Here is a 17,489-nt window from a genome sequence, read left to right on the forward strand (position 1 = left end):
CGCATTTCGCGAGCGGAACAGTTCTTCTATCTGGGCATCCGCAATATACCGTCTACAATTCACCTATACGTTGGCATCTGATCCGACGGCACCAAAACATCCGATCTCACATACCCGAAGATCCGATCTGTGCCATCCAGCGACACCGCGTGCCACCCGTCTGCAGATTGCAATACGATTGGGTTGTGAGCCAGTGTCAGTGTCATCACGACTTTGGAATTGTGGCCCGGTTTCTCAAATACCTTTGCCTGACGCACGACCGAAAAGTAGACCTGATCCTTCAGCAAATAGGATGTCGCAAAATCCTGTGGCTCAGCCGGAGACCTACGGCCAAAGTCACCAATATCAGCGGCCATCGGATTGATGATATTCCCATCGACCTGGTTTTTTCCGAACCAGAGATGATGTGAAAACTGAAACAGGTTCCACCGCTCGGAATTGTAGAACTCCCGCGTGCCGGGCCAGCCACGCGACAAGGCGAGCCAACTCAAATCAACCAGTCCTGCATCCAACAGCCGCCTCAAAACCAACCCGGACCCATAGGCCCCCACGCGGTATCGGTTGCCACCCCGTTGAAATGCCGTTCGCACAGCGGTGAAATACGCCATGACCCCGGCTAGTTGTGGTGGCTCGTTCCAACTGCCATCTACTCCGAAATAGATGGCGGATCCTCCAGGTTGCCCAATCACGGTTTCTGCGTATTCCAATGCATGTTCGGCATCCGCTTTCCCACGCTCAGCTGTGATGCTCTCCAACCTGTCATTGTTGTACTGAAACACCGCGCCGATATTTATCCCGGCCTCCCACAAGGCCTGCGCCTCGGGTCTGCGCAGCACTTTGTGGGGCAGGTTCCGTTCCGGCTGATCTTTGTAAGCATAATAGCGGAACACCGTCCGCACGTTCCGCTGCACCAGCATGTCCATCATGCCCTCGCGGCGGGTCATATCAAATGCGGCATCAATCACCGTAATCGGGACAAACGAAGACAGCTCCTGCGCAGATGGCCCAGACGGGCAGACCAATCCTGCGCCCGCCATTGCCAATATCTGTCGCCGCGAAACCTGCATCAGTCCTCCTGGTACACAACAATCGCCAATCAAACATCGTCGGGACCAGGCGATGCCCGCTGTTGTTCAGCACTACTGCAAACCAAAGCTTTCTTAGACTTTGACTGCATTGTGTCACCATACATCAACTTGACTACGCTTGACCGCCCTTAGATTTGATCTGCCCACATTTGTCGCTTTGGCGCCCTTGGTGGAAGCCGCAGCACATGTCATTGGACTGTTTGCGTTAGGAATGATCGCCCTGACAATGCTGAGTCATGGCCAGAGTGCATGAAGCGAATTCACGCTTACTGTTTGCCAGCTAGAACACCACTTGTCCGCTCCGGGCCATCCTTGGCTACTCCAATGGCAATTCAACGCAAACCTTGACCCTTCAGCGCTGCGCAGCATTGATCAAGTAGGGCTCTCGGCGCAATTCTCTAGGTGGCCAAGGATCGGAGGCTTTCGCGAGCGTGCAATTTGATGCTCGCCCGCAAACGACCCCAACATTGGCAGGTCGCATTGCATCCGCTAGGCTGATGACACCCCCCAAAATGGGAGAGCTGTGATGCCCAATGTGACCTCCCCTATCCTTGGGCTGATCTGCGGGCTGGCCATTGGGACGCCGCTTTTTGCGCAATCGGATGCCGCGCGCGTGGTCTCGGCGCTGCGCGCCGCTGTGGAGGCCCCATTGCCAGAAAGGGCGTTGCGCGATGTGCAGGCGGAATTACTGGCGCTGCTGGCCGACACTCCACAATCCCCGATCGCTGCGGCGATCCTTGCGGTGCCTGCGGGCAAGGACCGCTCTCTGTTGCAATTGGTGCAGTCTGAGCTGGCGCAGGTGGCTGCGACGCAAGAAGGAGGTGCAAACTGCGCAGACGTGGATCGTATCGAGAATCTGGCCAACCGCATTCTCGCACAGCGGACCGAAGTCGGTGGGTTTGCGCAGGCCAATTTCGGCACTGAGGCCATCTATCTGTGGCTGCGATATGCACAACCGGACTTTGCGACCGGTCTTGCCCGCCTGCAACAGCTCGCCACACTTGGGCGGCGGGGGCCGCGACAGATGGAGGACCTCACACTCAGTTATGCCTATGCCAACCTGCCGCCCGATGAGGCCGAAATGCTTTTCGGGTATGCCGCTACCCAGGCATTTGCGCATAACCATCGCAACGCGCTTGGTTCGCTGGCACGGGTGGATAACGGAAAAAGCTATTTTGCGCGGCTGAACCAGGCGGTCGAGTCGGGGGAGGTTCAGGAGATCACGGGTTTGACCCTGTCTACAGCGATTGACCTTTATCCTTTGGAGGACGCGCGCAAGATTGCCATTGCAGCTGAGGCGGAGAAGGCGGGTTTCCCAACCTTCGCTCTAACGCTGCTGTCTTCCCTGTCCGATCAGACCGCCTATGCCGAGTTTGTAACCCGCAACGCCGGCGACGAAAGACTGATGAGCTTTCCGGTTTATTACTACGGTGGGTCAGCCCTAGCTAGGAAGGCACCGGTCGCCCCACTGCCGGAGCAGACGTTTAACGCCCAGCCGGAAAATCAGTTTCTCACCCTGCGGGCGGGGTTGCTGATTGGCGAGGCGGATTATCTGAACATTCTCTACAACCAGACAGGCTGGGAAGATGCCATAGGCGCAGCGGCGGCGGGGTTTCTTGAGCAGTTGCAGGCGGGCGAGACCAGTAGCATCGGCCGGATGGAGGACAACTGGCTTTATGTCTACGACCAAATTGCTACCCGCGCGGACCCGGATGAGCTGCGCCAGCAGATGTCGAGCTTTGATATTTCCTCCAAGGTTCGCCACTACGCTGGGCGCGCGCAACAGCTGATTGACTGGATGCGTGCGAAGCGTACGGTGCGGCCTTTGCTACACGGTCAAAGCGCGGAAATCCCTGCGCGGCCAGAACTGCTGTCGAATGAGTTTGACTGGTCCAGTTGGACACGCCTTGCAAAAGAAGTCGCAGCGGGGAGCACACCCCCAGGGGCTACAATGCAGGAACAGATGATAGTGGCCGAACTGCTCTGGACCGCTGGGCGGGAGGAGGATGCTATTGCCCATGCCCAAATGCAGATGGATCCCGAACCCCGGCTCGCCTTTTTTCGTGATGTAATGAAACGGCTGGACCGCGCCTGCGCGGGCCATGGCTTTACCTTGGGGCAATCAATATTGTTGGGCGGGCAAATGTCCTATGTGTTTGAACGGAGCGACTGATCTGCTTCTTTTTGATCGGCACCTCGGAAGGCGGTTTGCGGCAGGCGCGGCCACCAAGCGACGAGGATATCCTCTCAATCGTCGAATAGAGCGGCGCGTAAGTGGCACATCCGGATGCAGATGGGTGAGAATACCGGAGCTGAGACATCACTATTTGGCGAGCAGCAAGGGCTGGGAGTTGACCCGCTGCCGTGACAAGCGCACCTGACCCGCCTCCGAGCGGCATGGGTGGGATTACACAAGCGCTGAAAGCGGACTGCGTCCGCGGAACTCGATAAGGTGCCGAGTGTCGGCTACTGCCCAACGACCGCTGACACCATCGTCCAGATGGACCAGGAGTAACAATCACAATGGACCAAGAAGATCATATTACCCAATCCTGCAAGTCGCGAAACGTCAGAACTGATCATCTGGATGCCACGACATGACGTGAATGGCGCGCCAGTCTGTTTCTTCGGACTTTGAGAACCAAATAGTCAAATTTTCGTCCGGTGACAAAGACCATGTAACTTCTCGTATGTTCGGCGGGTTTTGTGTCCTCTGTGTTTCATCGAACAAGTTGGTCAGTTCGATCCTAAACTCCGAGACAACCACGCCAAGCTCGAACCGGTCTTCCTGGATGGGATCACCCAGCTTCTGCTCTACCTCATCGAAGGACTTACCAAGGATTTCGGTGGTAACACTGCCTGTTTCCATTTGACTTTCTCCTTTCGGGTCGCCCGACGCGCAGCTTGCTGACGTTAGAGCCGCAGCTCCCGCCGTGACGGCCACCATCAATGGCTTTCTCAACCGTATCAATTTACGCTCTTCACCGAGAAGGAGGTGTTCGGGATCATCTTGTTGAGTTGTTCAACCAAATGCTTTGCGTGCCGCTTTTTTACTTGGTTGCCGAGGTTCATGATTGACTTCTTGTGATGATGGAAGGCGTTCGATTTCTTGTACTCGTCAGGTTGACCAATCGCATGGCCAAACTCGTGCGCCGCAACATCCATCTTCACGCCATCGCCAGCGCCTTTGTTTGCAGGTTGGAGATCTTCAGTATCAAGCGTGATTTCCTGCTTGCCCCAATTCACCTTCGAGACGTTGGATCCTCCCTTTGGAATTTTCATGGCAAAGACTGTCCAGTGTTTTCCCTTTTTGCGCGGATCGACATCAAAGAAGACGGTGAACTTCTTGCCCGCGAAATACTTTGCGAAGTCCGATGTTCCTGAAACATCCAGCACAAATTTGCCGCCCCAGGACTTCCGAATGATTTTCTCGGTTTCGATATGGAAATCTTTCTTTTCTTTTGACGTCCACTTCGAGACCTTGCCTTTGGTCTTGTAGACATAGTCCCAATTCTGTCGGACCCATATCTGCTGCTTCGAGCCGGTTAGTTCGAAATCCATACGCTTGGTTTTGAGCTTGTGGTCCATTTTTGCGGGCTTAGTTGGACCCGACAAGGCAGCTTTCAGGGCGGCCAGCGTGTTTTTCCCAGCCAGCCCGTCAACTTTCAGCGGCGGATTGGCTTTCTGAAAGGCCTTCACCGCCGCCTCCGTGAGCGGGCCAAAGATGCCATCCACAGCCAGCTTTGGTTTTGCTTTTGCTTTGTTTAGATCGGTCTGAAGGGTCTTTACATCTTTGCCCTTCGATCCTTTCCTGAGTAGTGTCGCCATCGGTAACCCCAAATCCACTCTTTAAAACACGTTGTCGACTATCGTTGCGACTCTCCTCGAACACAGCGGAGCAAATAGGTGACGAAGAAGCTAAAGCTCGATGCAAAATAGCCAATGAAAAAATCTTGAACTGTACGGAAGTATTACAGATAACGCCGACATTTTCAACACAACGTCTTGCCTGCGTAGCAGACAAAAACCACGAGATCCCGCCCTACACCGTCGCAGCGCGAACGTGGGCAATCATCAGGTCGCGAAGAACACAGATGCCAATGATGCCCCCTTAAGTGTCTGGCGCCCAGGCTTCGTGTTTCTCGTTGCTCAGCAATAAAACGGAATGGCCACCAGCCTCAAATTAGGTTCTGGACCTAACGTGCCCCCAACGGACGTGAACCTGCCAAATTGGGAAGGTAGGGCCGTCGGCAAGCTGTCTGTTCGTTGGCAAGACGGAGCAAATCACTCTCTGAGGAGGCCAAGGACATCAGGGGCTTGTATTACTCAGAAGTAACAGCTGCACCCGAGCTAATGAGCGCAGAATCTAAGCTTGGCGCGTGATCTAACTAACTGAAATAACAAGCGTTGTTGTATAGACGACCGCGCAACGGCGCCAACTCCCCTCTGGCATCAGTGGCAGTGATACGGCTTCTTACCCGCGTGGCAGCATTGGCCGGGAGGGGAGCTTTTGCGGCACCCGCCGCCGTGGTGGATTTCCTGGGAGTTCGTTGTTGGAGAGTTTGAAGCTACCGTTGACGCATAAGCTGGGGCGCCGAAAGCAAGAGCGCTGATGGCAAAGGCATAAAGAATGTGTTTCATGAATATCTCCCAAGAATGTTCGACCACTACACAGCGGTCTGGGTGATCTGCGTTGATTTGGGTCAAGTGCGGCCTCACCAATACCGTCCGCAATACCCTTCGCGGATCATGACCGATGCCAGGTCACGACCATCGGGTAACGTGCAACTGCCAATTTTTCGATCGTAGCTGGTCCGTCCGTTCAGGTAACAGATCAATGTCGGTCGGGCAGTCAGATTGCGCATTCGATTTGTCGCTTGCTTTCCCTTTGTCGTATAGCGCTCTGCGCAATCCAGTGACCCGAACCGGATCGGTACGCCTTCAACTTCGATTGTGTCACCGTCGCGAACATGGGTAACCCGACCTTCAACGGTCCCAACAGCAGTGCGCTGCACCAGTGCGCTGAAATACTCCGGAAAACGCTCTGCGGCCTTCTGTGGGAGCACCAAGGCGGCGACAGTTATAGCTATCAGGGCAAAAAGGGTGAATCCAGCGATAGACCGGATGAAGAGTACCAATCTGCGGCGCGCCTTCTTCCTAACCCTTCCTTGCGACCGATGATCGATGCTGGATTTCGTCAATACCCGGGTCAATGTGCTGAACTGCTTGTCGCTGAGCCGCGTTCTGTTCCCATACCGGCGGAACTTGGATTGCATATCACCGAGGAACTTTCGCTCCCATTCATTCAGGCCAACCGATGAAAGGGCCCGGGTGATGTTGCCTTGGATTTGATGACGTTGGTCGGGCGGAAACTGCATGCGCGTAGAGATGGCAAGCAAATGCGGCGAGAATTTGGAAGACCGTCACTAATTTCAATGGTTTTGCGGAGCATTGTCCGTCCTGCGCACGACCGCGCCCGACGATCTCAAGAATACCAGAAAAGGCCCAACTCTAACCCTGCTGCGCATGACGAAATTCCTGGGTGGCTGCACCGAGTGGAAACACAGAGGATCGAGCACATGCTTGCGGAACACCGTTGACTGGATGGATCTCAGTGACGCGCCGGATCACTTCCTATGCTCCGAAAGCCCGAGCTCCTCCCACATCCAGCCGAAATCATACTCTGCAATCGGCGAACCTGTCTGGCGGGCGCTGCGGTTTTCGATTGTCTTCAGCCAGTCTATGACATCTTTCTTGCCCCTGGCGCTGCGAACGGCCTGGCGGGGTGTCTTGTCACCGAGCGCGGGTATCGGCTGGTCGAGCGTGTCGCGGTAATGCCGGTCGAGATGCTCATGGGCGAGTTGCCGAGCGAGGGCAGGGGGGATTTCCTCATCCGCTGCGGGGCCGGTCTCCGGGTTGTCCTCTGCCATCATCTGTTCGACGGTCTGGATCGCGGTCAGCGGCGGTTTCACCAGATCGCCCAGCAGCTCGAGGATAAGGGCCTCACCACGCTTGGCACGCGCGGCTGAATCCACTGACAGCGTCAGCGCCCTGCCTTTCAGGGTGAGGGATCCGAGGACAGAGGCGCCTGACATCGATCTGTCCAGTACCAGGCCAGTGCCGCGCCGGGTGTTGCGGGCGGTGTCCAGAGCGAGCCAGGTCCAGTCCTTTGGACCTGTGGCCACCAGATCCCCGGCTTGAGACAATTTCTGCGAAACCCGTTTCTGCGTCACCCCAGTGGCAAGCGGGAAACGCAGATCATGGAAGACCAGGTCGTCGCCCTCACTGTTGCTGATCTGCGGTGGCTCCGGGTCCAACAGGTTTGGCAGATGTGAAAAGAGCCAGGCATTGGCAAACAGCGGTGCGGCGCGGCGCAGCTGATCCTGCGTTAGTCTCAGATCATCCTTCGCTTTCAGTTTCAAAACGGTGCGAAGCCCATCTTCGAGCATTGAAACAGCCTCCGGATCGAACGGCAGCAGAGCGCCCGAGATCACGGTGTGATCGTCCTGCCTGACAACCCGAACGGCAATGCGATCCCATTGTTGCAACATCCGTGTGGCGCTTTTTTCCCGAACGGTGACCGGGCCGGTGCCCGATAGCAGATCCGTCAGCACCATGGATGTGCCGGGTACGATAGTACTGACCTCGTAGAGGCTGACCAGAGCATCCCGCAACCCGGCGATATAGGCTCGGGTCTTGGCACTCTCCTTTGATCCGTGCCGCTTCAGATAGACATCGGCGGCGGTTTCATTGTCTGGCCCAAATCTTCTGCCCAGCAGGTCCTCCAGCCCGCCACCCCATAAGACCATTGGCCAGTCGTCTCCCAGCAGATCCCCCAGGTCATCGAAGTCGAGATCGAATGTCTCGAGGGCCGGCAGAAAATGCTCGTCCAGGACATCCGCAAGCCGTGCGTGCCAGGTCTCGTCGCCGGTGATGAACCCGATGAGCCCGTCAAGATCATGTCCCATCAGTGAGCACCCTTTTACTTCGTTTACTGGATAGATGCGACGTAGCGCAGATGGTAGCCGTCAGCCAGACGTCACGCAGTCTTCGGCAAAGACTGTCTCGGTGGTCACAGTGCAGAAAAACTATTGCCCTTGTGCCCGCGCAAACAGCCTCGCAAAGAGCGCTTCCGATTGGCGCAGCCCGTCTTCGGTCAACACCACGGACTTCGCCTTACCTTTCGGGTCGAGGATCAAGCCTCTTCGGTACAATCGGTCGAGCGCCTCCCAGTCAAACCCCTTCCAGGCGCGCCGCTCGTCATGCAGCGTCAGCCAAAGCAGCGCTAGAACCGCGTCATCCACTTTGTTTTCATCAATGTCCATGACGAGAGCGGACGCCATCAGGGCCGCACCCGTCAACCCTGATCACGCGAGACAGTTTGCTGTCGATCGGCGCTGAATGGTGCCCCTTGCGGCTCAGCCTGCCTGAATGCGTCACGGTTTGTTGCTGTCGATCCAGCGGGTCATCATCTTGCGATCGCGATAGCACTCATCCGGGACATCACGGCGTTTGATCCGGGCAATACGCTCGGCAAAGGCCACTTGCTTTGAACTCGGACGCGTGTCGCGCATGCGCAGCGCGGCAAGCTGGGCATCAATCCACGCGCTGATGAGCGTTCGGTCCTGCTGAACCTCCCAAGGCAGAGTAATGTTCTGTCGCTCTGCAATCTGGCGGGCATATGCGATCTGTTTAGGTGTGGCCGGCAGCGCGGTGGGTGTCTCGGAATTGGCATGATCGAGCATGGGAATCCCCCTTTGGCAGCGTAGACTCAGACTAGAACAAAAGGGGCTCAAAAGCAATTATATTGTGTACATCGTCTCGCCGGATACCACATATAGTGACCAAAGGTGAAAGGAAGGGTAGACGCTTTATCGGTTCGGCACTGGCTTTAGAATTGAGATGTATTCGAAAAGGACGACCCTATGGACTTTCGTCCATCCACTCGATGATGGGCGGATCCAGATGCACCGTGACTGGGCACATTGTGCTGAGGCAGCGGGCTGGCCGATCTTTTCCTTTCGTGGCCGTGTCACCAGGGTAGATGCCGCCAGGCGGTCACATCTACCCCAGTGCTGGTGAGGCCGTCACTCCTTTGGTGAAGTCCATGACCGCCTGACGAGAGTTCATTTAGGTAGTTCGGCCCGAAGTCCGGGTTGAACCGGCGAGCTTGTCGAGCGCTGTTAGGATCCAGAAAGTAATAGGGGGATCGATCGGTAATTGATCGATCCCCTCTAAGCGTGAGGTCCGAAGAGGGGGCTGTCGAACCTCATGTCCTCAGTGGTAAACGGACGGTTAATGCCCCGCTATTGGGGGATTCCCGTAAGAACAGAAAAGAACTCAGTACGTGTTGGTGCAATTCATCTTCCGGCTTGAAGGTTCAGGCCGCCAGAATGCCAATAACACATTGATAAAGAGCGATATTCAAGAGGGCGCGTTTGAATTATCTTCACAAGCGGGTGGGCAAATTGCCTGCAATTTATTTGGTGTTGGTGCCGCTACGTAGCCGCCAGCCACCGTGCTGCACGCAAACGCTGGTTACAATAGCTCACAAAGGCTGGGATTGTTCTTTCGCTTGCTCAAATGATCGCATGCCAAAAAGTCACTGCGGGGCGCCAAGCACCTCCAAAATCTGTGGATTTTAAAGCCATATTGGGTGAGATCCGTTTTGTGGCGAAAACTGGCCAGAAAGTTAACTTGCTACGCTTCAGACCCAGTCCTAACGCTAACACTAGCCATTGATCGAGCCTTGTGTGAGTTGGGGGGTGCGTCGGTCATGGTCAGGGCCGGGCGGGTGTGTGTTTGCCCCCCAGCCCGCTGATTTCCGCTTTTCGCCACCATAGCGACATCGGCGACTGATCTTACAAGGCCGAAATCAGCGCGCTTGTGGCTCCAATGAAACCAGCCGCTGCGACTGCGCTCGCAAAGAGCACACAAACGACTTCCAAAGCACTGAGTTTCATGATGGCCCTCACTGGCAGGTGAATCGATGGAGAGAGGGCTATAGGGCCAGTCAAAGGGGCGCAGTGAATATTTTCACATAAGGCCGATCATTCTTGGAGGAGGGCACCGCTCGCTGCCCTGCTCCGTTGCTTTTGGTCTGGGCAACGCAAAAGAGGTGACCCACTTCAGTCACCCCCGCTCCGCAATCGGTGCGCCATTTGGCGTCAGATTTCCAGATCGTCGATGGACTTGCCCGCTTTGATCGCGTCATTGACCCAATTCGGTTTGCGACCCCGACCCGTCCAGGTTTGTTTCGGGTCCTCCGGATTACGGTACTTGGCGGCGGCTTTGGTTTTGGCCTTTTTCTTTGGACCGGAAAAATGTGCGATGACTTCCTCAAGCGTGACACCATGAGATTTGGCGACTTTGTGGATCTCTTTGAGTGCTTTTGACAGCGCCTCTTTTTCTGCCTGCACAAGAGTCTCTTCGATTTTCTTTGCCAGTGCTTTGAGGTCTGCTGCACTCATTTTCTTCAAATCGATTTTCATGTCCCTGCCTCTTTATTGAAACTGCGATGTAACCAATATCAGTGGAGGGCGTAAAGCAAGGGCGACTTTTGTACCAAGCATATACGCGCCATTCCGTGAGTTGAAGCTGGGCGGGATCTACTCTCCCACGTGTTTTATTGCCACCGGATCACATTATTTCTCTATCGTACCGAGGCTTTCTTGTATCTCATTGGAGTTCCCGGACTGATGCAACAATGCCTACCTGAGACTGGTGGAGATTGTCTGGCAGCACCCGACGGAAAAACCGCAATGACAGTCATGCAATCAAGGCGCGCGACCCTCTGCAACATTTTTGCCAACCTGATAGCAATGCAGCGAGCAGGGGAAGTGCCTTATTAGCACTCCGTCAATCTCGCTTTCGGCCGTGATCGTCTTCGTTGTCGCGCCTGCAGGGATACCGGACTCAAAGTTGCGTTTCGCGAATTCGATAAGCCCACGCAGTTCCCCCGGTTGATCGGTTGCATATCTGTCTGACCATTTGATTTCATATGCCCATGTGGGTTTGAGGCGCGCCGGATCGACGCGGACAAGATCAACTTCCAGATCTGACCTGCCCTTTTTCCAACGCGCATAATGCAGGTTTTTCCTCAGGGGTGAATGGAACCACTGCGAGAAAATCGCTGTTTCCGCCATCGCGCCCATCGCATCATCACCGTCCGAGATTTGTGCAAATAGTGCTGAACGCATCGATGGGTTGGTCAGATAGACCTTGAAATTCCGCATCCGTTGGAACGTTTTTCCAGTGTCGTCAACGCGCCGGACACGCACAATCAAAAAGGCAGCCTCAAGGTAGTCGAGGTATTTTGTGATCGTGTTCTTGGCGACGCCCGAGCTTTGCGCCAAACCATCAAGGCTGACTTCCTGACCAGTGTGATAAGCCAAAGTCGTGAAAAGGCGGTTCAACTCCTGAATGTCCTGAATTCCATAAAGGCTGGGCAAATCGCGCAGCAAAACCTTGTCGATGATATCGCGGCCAAGGAAGCGCTGCACATCGGCCTGAATCGTCTTGTTCAGAACCGCCTCGGGATAGCCACCAAAGTTCAGATAGTGGATGAATTCCTCGTTCAGCCTCGCAATGTCCGGTGTGGAAAACCGCTTGGTCGCCCCGAGCGGAGCCGCATTGATCAGATCGTCTTCCAATTCCCGAAACGCCAGAAACTCCGCGAAGGTCAGTGGCGGGAGGAAAAAGTCTGTAAAGCGCCCAGCACCTGATTCCTCGCTTTTCAATCGCAGCGCGGCCGCTGCAGACCCGGAAGCAATGAATCTGGTGTTCGGGTGTTGGTCGGTAAGCACTTTGAGATGGACTTCCCAATCCTTCAGGTACTGAATCTCGTCGAAAACGATGATCCGCCGCTCCTGTGGGTTGTGTCCTGTCTCCTCCTCGAACAGCTCGATCAGGCGTGACAGTGGCATGCCGCTGTAAAGCGGCGTGTCGATGGAAACAAACAGAATATTCTGGCCGTTAAACCCTTCGGTGGTGGTCTGCTCAATCAACTGGCGCAGCATGACTGTCTTGCCAACACGGCGCGGCCCCATCAGGATGGTCGAGCGGCGCACGGACCAATCCAGAGCGAGCGCTGAAAAGGGGCCGAAATAGGCCCGTTTCTTCTCAGTCGAGCTTTGTGGTACCTTGTATGAAGCATCCCACCACGGGTTGTCCCGGCGAAGACTTTTAAGAACGTCTGTTTTTGCAATTTCGAGCATGTCGCGCTAATATCAATCCATTGATACTAAGTCAACCAGGCAAGACAACACACTGATAATGAGGCAAATTATTTGTGCCAATAGCGACCTATGCAATGCAAACAGGATGCCTCGTTTGCTTTGAAGTACAGCGGAGCCTCTGCAATTAGAGCACGCTGAGCGGAACGATTGTCATCAAAATTGACGAGATCCGCGCGGGGCGCGCGGCTCGCATGATCCGGGTGACAGGGCAGGGGTTCGACGCGCTGATGCGCGCTCACCCCGGCCCTGACATTCTCATAATTGGCTGAGCAGACCGCGGGAGCGGTCTGCTGCGCTGCTTTCCCCCGAGCGTCAGGGGGCCGAAAATCTCTCGTATCAGATCCGGTCCAGGGGGAAGGCGCAAAGAGAGACCCGCGCCACGGGGCGCGGCTCACATATCTTTTTTGTGCGCCTCAAGCAGAAATCGTGAAAATCCCGGTTCCTCCCACGCGCGGGCGCGCGGGTCCCTCCCAAATGTCCCCGATTTCAGCCTGACCCTCAGTCCTTGGATCAGAAACGGATCTTTTCCATCGGCCCCCCTCCTTCGGCGGGAAAAACGCGGATGGGTGCGGGTGGCTGATGTCAGTCCATCAGGTCGTTTCCTTGACCTGCTGTGTTCATAGCAAACCGCAAGCGGACAGGTCGGGCGCAGATCGGCCTCCGCATCAGCACGAAAGAGAGGCCAAGCATGGCTGCAACCGCACAACAGACCGATGAAACAGGTCACGTCGATTATGCCCTTATCGCTCAACAGAACGACGCTTTCCGCAAGCGCCAGCCCGAGGGCGGGGAGGGGATGTTCGTCCAGACAACCGCCATCGACAATATGGGGCCTGCCTTTGTCGCGGCCTGTCTGGCCCAGATCGTCACCTATGACGGTTTCACCGAGGATAACGATCCCTATGGCACCCACGAGATGGGCTTCATGGATGTCATGGGTCACAAAGTCTGGTTCAAGATCGACCTCTACGACGAGAACTATCACTACGGGACACCAGCCCCCACCGAATTGAGCAAGACGCGCCGCGTCCTGACCATTCTATTCCCTAGCGATTACTGAGTTCGGTAGCGAGACCTCTCCCCGTCCAGCGCCGAGGCTGGCCTGTCCAGCAGGCCCAAGGGGAGGGCGATGAGCGCCCTTTCTGCACCATCACCACAACGGAAAGGAAGGTGAGACACATAGACCATGAGACGAAAAAGCGCCGCATTGCCGAGGCTTGGGCGCTTGTCAGGAAGGGCGATCAGTTTGGTATCGGCCGCCGCTTCCTGATCCAGCACAGGGCCATCTAGCCCTCTCGCCTCAGCCCATCAGGGCTGGGGCACCCATAGCACAGAAATTCACCATGAGAAAAGGGTTACCCCAATGACCAAGCAAACCAAAATCACAGCAACCGAGGCCCGCTTTCCGCTGGCATCACTGACACTTTCCCCGATCAACCCGCGCCAGACTGTGCCGGAGGGTGAGGTGGTTGAACTCGCGGAATCCATCTGGACTGTTGGCCTGATCCAGAGCATCGCCGGTCTGGCAGACGACAATGGCGGCGCTGAAATCGTGGCCGGTGGGCGTCGCCTGCGCGCGCTGCAATACCTGGCCGAAAAGCACCCGAACCTTGCCAGCATTCGGCCCGAACTGGCGAATCCGCTGGTGATGATCGCGCCGGATGTTGAAACGGCGGAAACATGGGCGAATGCGGAGAATATCACCCGCAAGAACCTGACCCCCGCCGAGGAAATCCGCGCTTATGGCAAGATGGACAATGCTGGTGCGCCTGCTATTGGGATTGCCCGCGCCTTTGCCGTGACCGAGGCCCATGTTCACAAACGCCTCAAACTAGCCGGACTGCCGGGGCAGGTGATTGACGCGCTGGAGGCCAAAGAAATCAGCCTTGGCGAAGCGGCTGCGTTCACCATCTGCGACGATACCGACCTGATTGTGCAAGTGCTGGAACAGGCCCGCAAAGGCTACCTGTCGGAATACCAGATCAAGAACATGCTAAAACCCGATAGTGTCAGCGCGACAGACCGGCGAGCCAAATATGTTGGTCTGGATGCCTACAAGGCGGCAGGGGGTCGTGTATCTGCCGACCTCTTTGCCGAAAAGACATTGCTGGACGATGAGGCAATCCTCGACCAGTGCTTTGGCGACAAGCTGGTAACCGTGGCCCGCACGATGCGCCAAGGCGACGGTTGGAAGTGGGCTGACTTCACACTTGCCAACAACTTTGGGGGTCATACCATCAATGAAATGGGCTGTGCCCGTATCTATGCCGAGAACGGCGTTCTGACCGAAGAACAGGCGGAGCGCTATGACGAGTTAGGCGAGCTTGCCGAGGCGGAAGTTCTGGATGAGCCGGGTCAAAAGGAACTGGCCGAGCTTCAAAGCATCATTGATGGCGAATACAGCCTGTTCCAGAAGGACCACGCTGGGATTGTGCTGTATGTGGACAGTGCCGGTGAATTGAATGTGATCTACGGTCTGGTGAAGCCCGAGGACAAAGAGGCCGCGATTGAGGCCGGTGTACTGGAAGCATCCAAGCATAAATCTGAGGCAAAGGCCGAAGCCCCGACATCCAGCAAGCCCCGCATGTCGCAGGCATTGGTTGACGATCTGAACCGAGTGGTGACGGGCGCGCGCCAACATGCGGCCGTCAATGATCCTGATCTGATCCTTGCGCTGCTGGCCTTTCAGGTTTCGGGTGGCACTCGCTACGGAAACCCCATCGGGATCTGTGCAAACGATGTGCCGAACTGGCCGACCACCGAAGCTGACGGGTATGCGCTGGATGAACGCCTGACCACGCCGACTGAATGGGAGGACGATGCGTTCGACCGTGATCTTGCAAAAGAGTTCCGCAAGTTCCGCAAGAAGGGTGATGATCACATTCAGGCCGAGTTGAACCGGCATCTGGCGGGGCTGTTGAGCGGCGGCGACAAGACCCTGAAAACCCTGATCGACAAAGAGGTCAAGACCGACATTCGCGCGGTTTGGACACCGACTTTCGACAACTTCTTCAGCCGTATCGCTGGACCCTACCTCAACGACATCTGGCGCACCGTTCTGGGCCTCAAAGAGGGCAACGATCAGCTGAACACCTTCGAAAGCCTCAAGGTGGGCGACAAGCGCAAGAAGCTGCACTCGTTGTTCAATGAACCTGAGACCCGCGAAGCGATGAAGCTGAGCAAGGCAGTCGAGAAGCGGATTGCCACATGGTTGCCCGAAGGCATGGGCTGATCAATGCGGGCAGGGCGCGCAAGCGCCCTGCCCGGATCACCGGAGACAACTGGACCGCACGGAATGACAATGCAATGTTGCGTTGAACCCGGGGGTTCGACGCAATCAAAAGATGAAATCGGAGATGAGGTCATGACAACAAGAAACGACTCCGGGAGCGTCGGCAGTGCCGTCCGCCGCGTGTGGAAATCGGCGCAACTCTATATCGGTTTCCACCGAGACCCGTCAGGGCGCAAGCGCGATCGGGCGAAGGTTTGGCCGCCGAAGAATGCCAGCGCCTCGATCCACGCTGATCCGGGCGAACAGGAAGCCTTTCTTGTCGTCAAGAGCGTCGACACATCGGCAAGTGAGGATGTTCAGATCAGGATCCGTCCGGACAAGATCGTGCTGCGCCGCGACTGCGATACCTGTTGGCAGGGTGTTCAAGTAGACGCCTTCTCGGTCATGGTTCGGACGGCCGATGATGTCTACATCAAGATCGGATATGATGGGTCCGTCACCCGCCAGACCGAGGCTGACGAAACCACCGTTGATGCCGATGGGTCGGTGTTCAAGCGAACAGACTATGCGGAAGCCCACATGTCTGGCGACGGTGTAACGGTATCGCGCCGTACAGATACCCATGTCGCCGCCATCACCGAGGATGGCGTGGTCAGCAAATTACGTGGTGAGTAGCTGGTGTCTGCGCCCACCGCCTCATTTTGCCGGTCGTGGTAAGTACGGTTTGCCTGCTTAGGCGGGCTTTTTCTTTTTCCGCCCGCATCCTGCGCCGGGCCGGTCAAGGGGCAAGCGCCGCGCGAGCGCGGCGTCTCCTCGTCAAAATCCCGGTACCTCCCACGCGCCAGGCGCGCGGGTCCCTCCCGCATTTTACCGCTCCGACCCCGTGACAGTCCCGTCCCAGGCCGCAGTCGGGCTGCGCCCTTCCTGCTCTGCCAGCCGAAAGACACGGGGTCTTTCGTCCAGCAGAGCAGAAAGGTCTCGCCCAATTGGCGGCATCGCTCGGGATATCGGCAGCCGCCATAACCAAAGAAGGAGCAACCCATGAGTTACAATCGTTATATGCGCGGCATGTCAAATGGCGGTCTGGTCACAGGTGAGGCGTTGAGTGACAATCAGCTGCGCGCCGCGGTGCCGTCGATCTTTGCCACACAGGCCCATGATAGCCGGTCGGAGCGGTTTGTCGTGGTCTCAACCATCGACATTCTGACGGGGCTACGGAGGGAAGGATTTGAGCCATTCTTTGCGCAGCAGGCCAATACGCGGGTTGCCGGCAAAGCAGCCTTCACCAAACACATGCTGAGGCTGCGCCACCGGTCGATCACCAACGCGGCGGGGGAGGCGTTCGAGATCATTCTGGTCAATGCCAATGATGGCACCAGCAGCTATCAGATGGTGCCGGGCTTCTTCCGGTTTGTCTGCGCCAACGGGTTGATGGTGGGGGACAGTTTCAATGAAGTGAAGGTTCGGCATTCGGGCAATGCTATCCATGAAGTGGTTGAAGGTGCCTATAGGGTTCTCGAGGATGCGCCGAAGGTTGCCGGTCAGGTGGAGGCGTTCAAGGGCATCTCACTGGATGAGGATGAGCGCAGGGTATTTGCGGAGGTAGTGCATGAACTCCGCTTTCCCGAGGCGCACAAAGAAGACGGCAAGCCCGCACTTGTTGAGGCCACAGCCCTTTTGAAACCGCGCCGCAACGTCGATCAGCATTCTGATCTATGGACCGTTGGCAATGTTGTACAGGAGAACGTGATCAAGGGCGGGCTGCGGGGCCAGATCAGATCCGCAAATGGCGTCCGACGTCGCCAGAAAACCCGCGCGGTCAGGGGCATTGATCAGAGCAAAGCGCTGAACCGGGCGATTTGGTCGCTCACAGAAAAGATGGCAGAACTGAAAGGTGTGGAGCTTGCGGCCTGAGCATTGCCGCGCGGCTTG

14 protein-coding genes are annotated in these 17,489 nt (G+C 56.3%); 5 read left to right on the top strand and 9 right to left on the bottom strand.

All coding sequences use genetic code 11. From position 1 onward, the window contains the following. Positions 1–59 precede the first annotated feature (59 nt). Positions 60–1,067, bottom strand: a complete 1,008-nt coding sequence (locus tag Q5Y75_RS16205; RefSeq protein WP_306199330.1) for a glycoside hydrolase domain-containing protein — start codon at positions 1,065–1,067, stop codon at positions 60–62. A 547-nt stretch (positions 1,068–1,614) separates the two neighbouring features. Here Q5Y75_RS16205 and Q5Y75_RS16210 point away from each other — a divergent pair. After that, positions 1,615–3,261, top strand: a complete 1,647-nt coding sequence (locus Q5Y75_RS16210) for a hypothetical protein (protein ID WP_306199332.1) — start codon at positions 1,615–1,617, stop codon at positions 3,259–3,261. Positions 3,262–3,657: 396 nt separating this feature from the next. On the opposite strand, the gene Q5Y75_RS16215 is transcribed toward Q5Y75_RS16210, so the two are convergent. From Q5Y75_RS16215 to Q5Y75_RS16250, 8 genes are all read right to left on the bottom strand, one after another. Further along, positions 3,658–3,957, bottom strand: coding sequence for a hypothetical protein (locus tag Q5Y75_RS16215; protein WP_306199333.1), 300 nt, complete (start codon positions 3,955–3,957; stop codon positions 3,658–3,660). A 98-nt stretch (positions 3,958–4,055) separates the two neighbouring features. Beyond that, positions 4,056–4,916 carry a peptidoglycan-binding protein gene (locus tag Q5Y75_RS16220; RefSeq protein WP_306199334.1) on the bottom strand — a complete coding sequence of 287 codons (861 nt, stop codon included), beginning with the start codon at positions 4,914–4,916 and terminating at the stop codon, positions 4,056–4,058. Positions 4,917–5,803: 887 nt separating this feature from the next. After that, positions 5,804–6,466, bottom strand: a complete 663-nt coding sequence (locus Q5Y75_RS16225; protein WP_306199336.1) for a thermonuclease family protein — start codon at positions 6,464–6,466, stop codon at positions 5,804–5,806. Between the two features lie 249 nt (positions 6,467–6,715). Further along, positions 6,716–8,056 (bottom strand): DUF7986 domain-containing protein, encoded by a 1,341-nt coding sequence (locus Q5Y75_RS16230; protein WP_306199338.1) that lies wholly within the window; start codon positions 8,054–8,056, stop codon positions 6,716–6,718. A 120-nt stretch (positions 8,057–8,176) separates the two neighbouring features. Continuing rightward, entirely contained in the window at positions 8,177–8,431 is a 255-nt protein-coding gene (locus Q5Y75_RS16235) for a DUF6429 family protein (protein ID WP_306199340.1), read from the bottom strand. Positions 8,432–8,524: 93 nt separating this feature from the next. Then, entirely contained in the window at positions 8,525–8,833 is a 309-nt protein-coding gene (locus Q5Y75_RS16240) for a hypothetical protein (RefSeq protein ID WP_306199342.1), read from the bottom strand. 1,422 nt (positions 8,834–10,255) lie between these two features. Then, the gene (locus Q5Y75_RS16245) at positions 10,256–10,579 is read right to left on the bottom strand and encodes an H-NS histone family protein (protein WP_306199344.1); all 324 of its coding nucleotides are present in this window, start codon (positions 10,577–10,579) and stop codon (positions 10,256–10,258) included. 285 nt (positions 10,580–10,864) lie between these two features. Further along, on the bottom strand, positions 10,865–12,304 hold the full coding sequence (locus tag Q5Y75_RS16250; RefSeq protein ID WP_306199345.1) for an ATP-binding protein: 1,440 nt from the start codon (positions 12,302–12,304) through the stop codon (positions 10,865–10,867). A 709-nt stretch (positions 12,305–13,013) separates the two neighbouring features. Between Q5Y75_RS16250 and Q5Y75_RS16255 the strand changes: the two genes are divergently transcribed. From Q5Y75_RS16255 to Q5Y75_RS16270, 4 genes are all read left to right on the top strand, one after another. Beyond that, positions 13,014–13,385 carry a DUF3768 domain-containing protein gene (locus Q5Y75_RS16255; RefSeq protein WP_306199347.1) on the top strand — a complete coding sequence of 124 codons (372 nt, stop codon included), beginning with the start codon at positions 13,014–13,016 and terminating at the stop codon, positions 13,383–13,385. Between the two features lie 303 nt (positions 13,386–13,688). Further along, entirely contained in the window at positions 13,689–15,557 is a 1,869-nt protein-coding gene (locus Q5Y75_RS16260; RefSeq protein ID WP_306199349.1) for a ParB/RepB/Spo0J family partition protein, read from the top strand. A gap of 132 nt (positions 15,558–15,689) precedes the next feature. After that, positions 15,690–16,232 carry a hypothetical protein gene (locus Q5Y75_RS16265; RefSeq protein ID WP_306199351.1) on the top strand — a complete coding sequence of 181 codons (543 nt, stop codon included), beginning with the start codon at positions 15,690–15,692 and terminating at the stop codon, positions 16,230–16,232. Positions 16,233–16,598: 366 nt separating this feature from the next. Beyond that, positions 16,599–17,471: a DUF932 domain-containing protein gene (locus Q5Y75_RS16270; protein ID WP_306199353.1), complete on the top strand. Its 873-nt coding sequence runs from the start codon at positions 16,599–16,601 to the stop codon at positions 17,469–17,471. Positions 17,472–17,489 lie beyond the last annotated feature (18 nt).

It is taken from the genome of Ruegeria discodermiae, from assembly GCF_030758345.1.
Classification (GTDB): domain Bacteria; phylum Pseudomonadota; class Alphaproteobacteria; order Rhodobacterales; family Rhodobacteraceae; genus Ruegeria_C.

Excerpts from the sequence above, each read along its gene's own strand:
- Q5Y75_RS16205 (WP_306199330.1), bottom strand. The coding sequence starts at position 1,067 with ATGCAGGTTTCGCGGCGACAGATATTGGCAATGGCGGGCGCAGGATTG.
- Q5Y75_RS16210 (WP_306199332.1), top strand. The coding sequence starts at position 1,615 with ATGCCCAATGTGACCTCCCCTATCCTTGGGCTGATCTGCGGGCTGGCC.
- Q5Y75_RS16215 (WP_306199333.1), bottom strand. The coding sequence starts at position 3,957 with ATGGAAACAGGCAGTGTTACCACCGAAATCCTTGGTAAGTCCTTCGAT.
- Q5Y75_RS16220 (WP_306199334.1), bottom strand. The coding sequence starts at position 4,916 with ATGGCGACACTACTCAGGAAAGGATCGAAGGGCAAAGATGTAAAGACC.
- Q5Y75_RS16225 (WP_306199336.1), bottom strand. The coding sequence starts at position 6,466 with ATGCAGTTTCCGCCCGACCAACGTCATCAAATCCAAGGCAACATCACC.
- Q5Y75_RS16230 (WP_306199338.1), bottom strand. The coding sequence starts at position 8,056 with ATGGGACATGATCTTGACGGGCTCATCGGGTTCATCACCGGCGACGAG.
- Q5Y75_RS16235 (WP_306199340.1), bottom strand. The coding sequence starts at position 8,431 with ATGGCGTCCGCTCTCGTCATGGACATTGATGAAAACAAAGTGGATGAC.
- Q5Y75_RS16240 (WP_306199342.1), bottom strand. The coding sequence starts at position 8,833 with ATGCTCGATCATGCCAATTCCGAGACACCCACCGCGCTGCCGGCCACA.
- Q5Y75_RS16245 (WP_306199344.1), bottom strand. The coding sequence starts at position 10,579 with ATGAAAATCGATTTGAAGAAAATGAGTGCAGCAGACCTCAAAGCACTG.
- Q5Y75_RS16250 (WP_306199345.1), bottom strand. The coding sequence starts at position 12,304 with ATGCTCGAAATTGCAAAAACAGACGTTCTTAAAAGTCTTCGCCGGGAC.
- Q5Y75_RS16255 (WP_306199347.1), top strand. The coding sequence starts at position 13,014 with ATGGCTGCAACCGCACAACAGACCGATGAAACAGGTCACGTCGATTAT.
- Q5Y75_RS16260 (WP_306199349.1), top strand. The coding sequence starts at position 13,689 with ATGACCAAGCAAACCAAAATCACAGCAACCGAGGCCCGCTTTCCGCTG.
- Q5Y75_RS16265 (WP_306199351.1), top strand. The coding sequence starts at position 15,690 with ATGACAACAAGAAACGACTCCGGGAGCGTCGGCAGTGCCGTCCGCCGC.
- Q5Y75_RS16270 (WP_306199353.1), top strand. The coding sequence starts at position 16,599 with ATGAGTTACAATCGTTATATGCGCGGCATGTCAAATGGCGGTCTGGTC.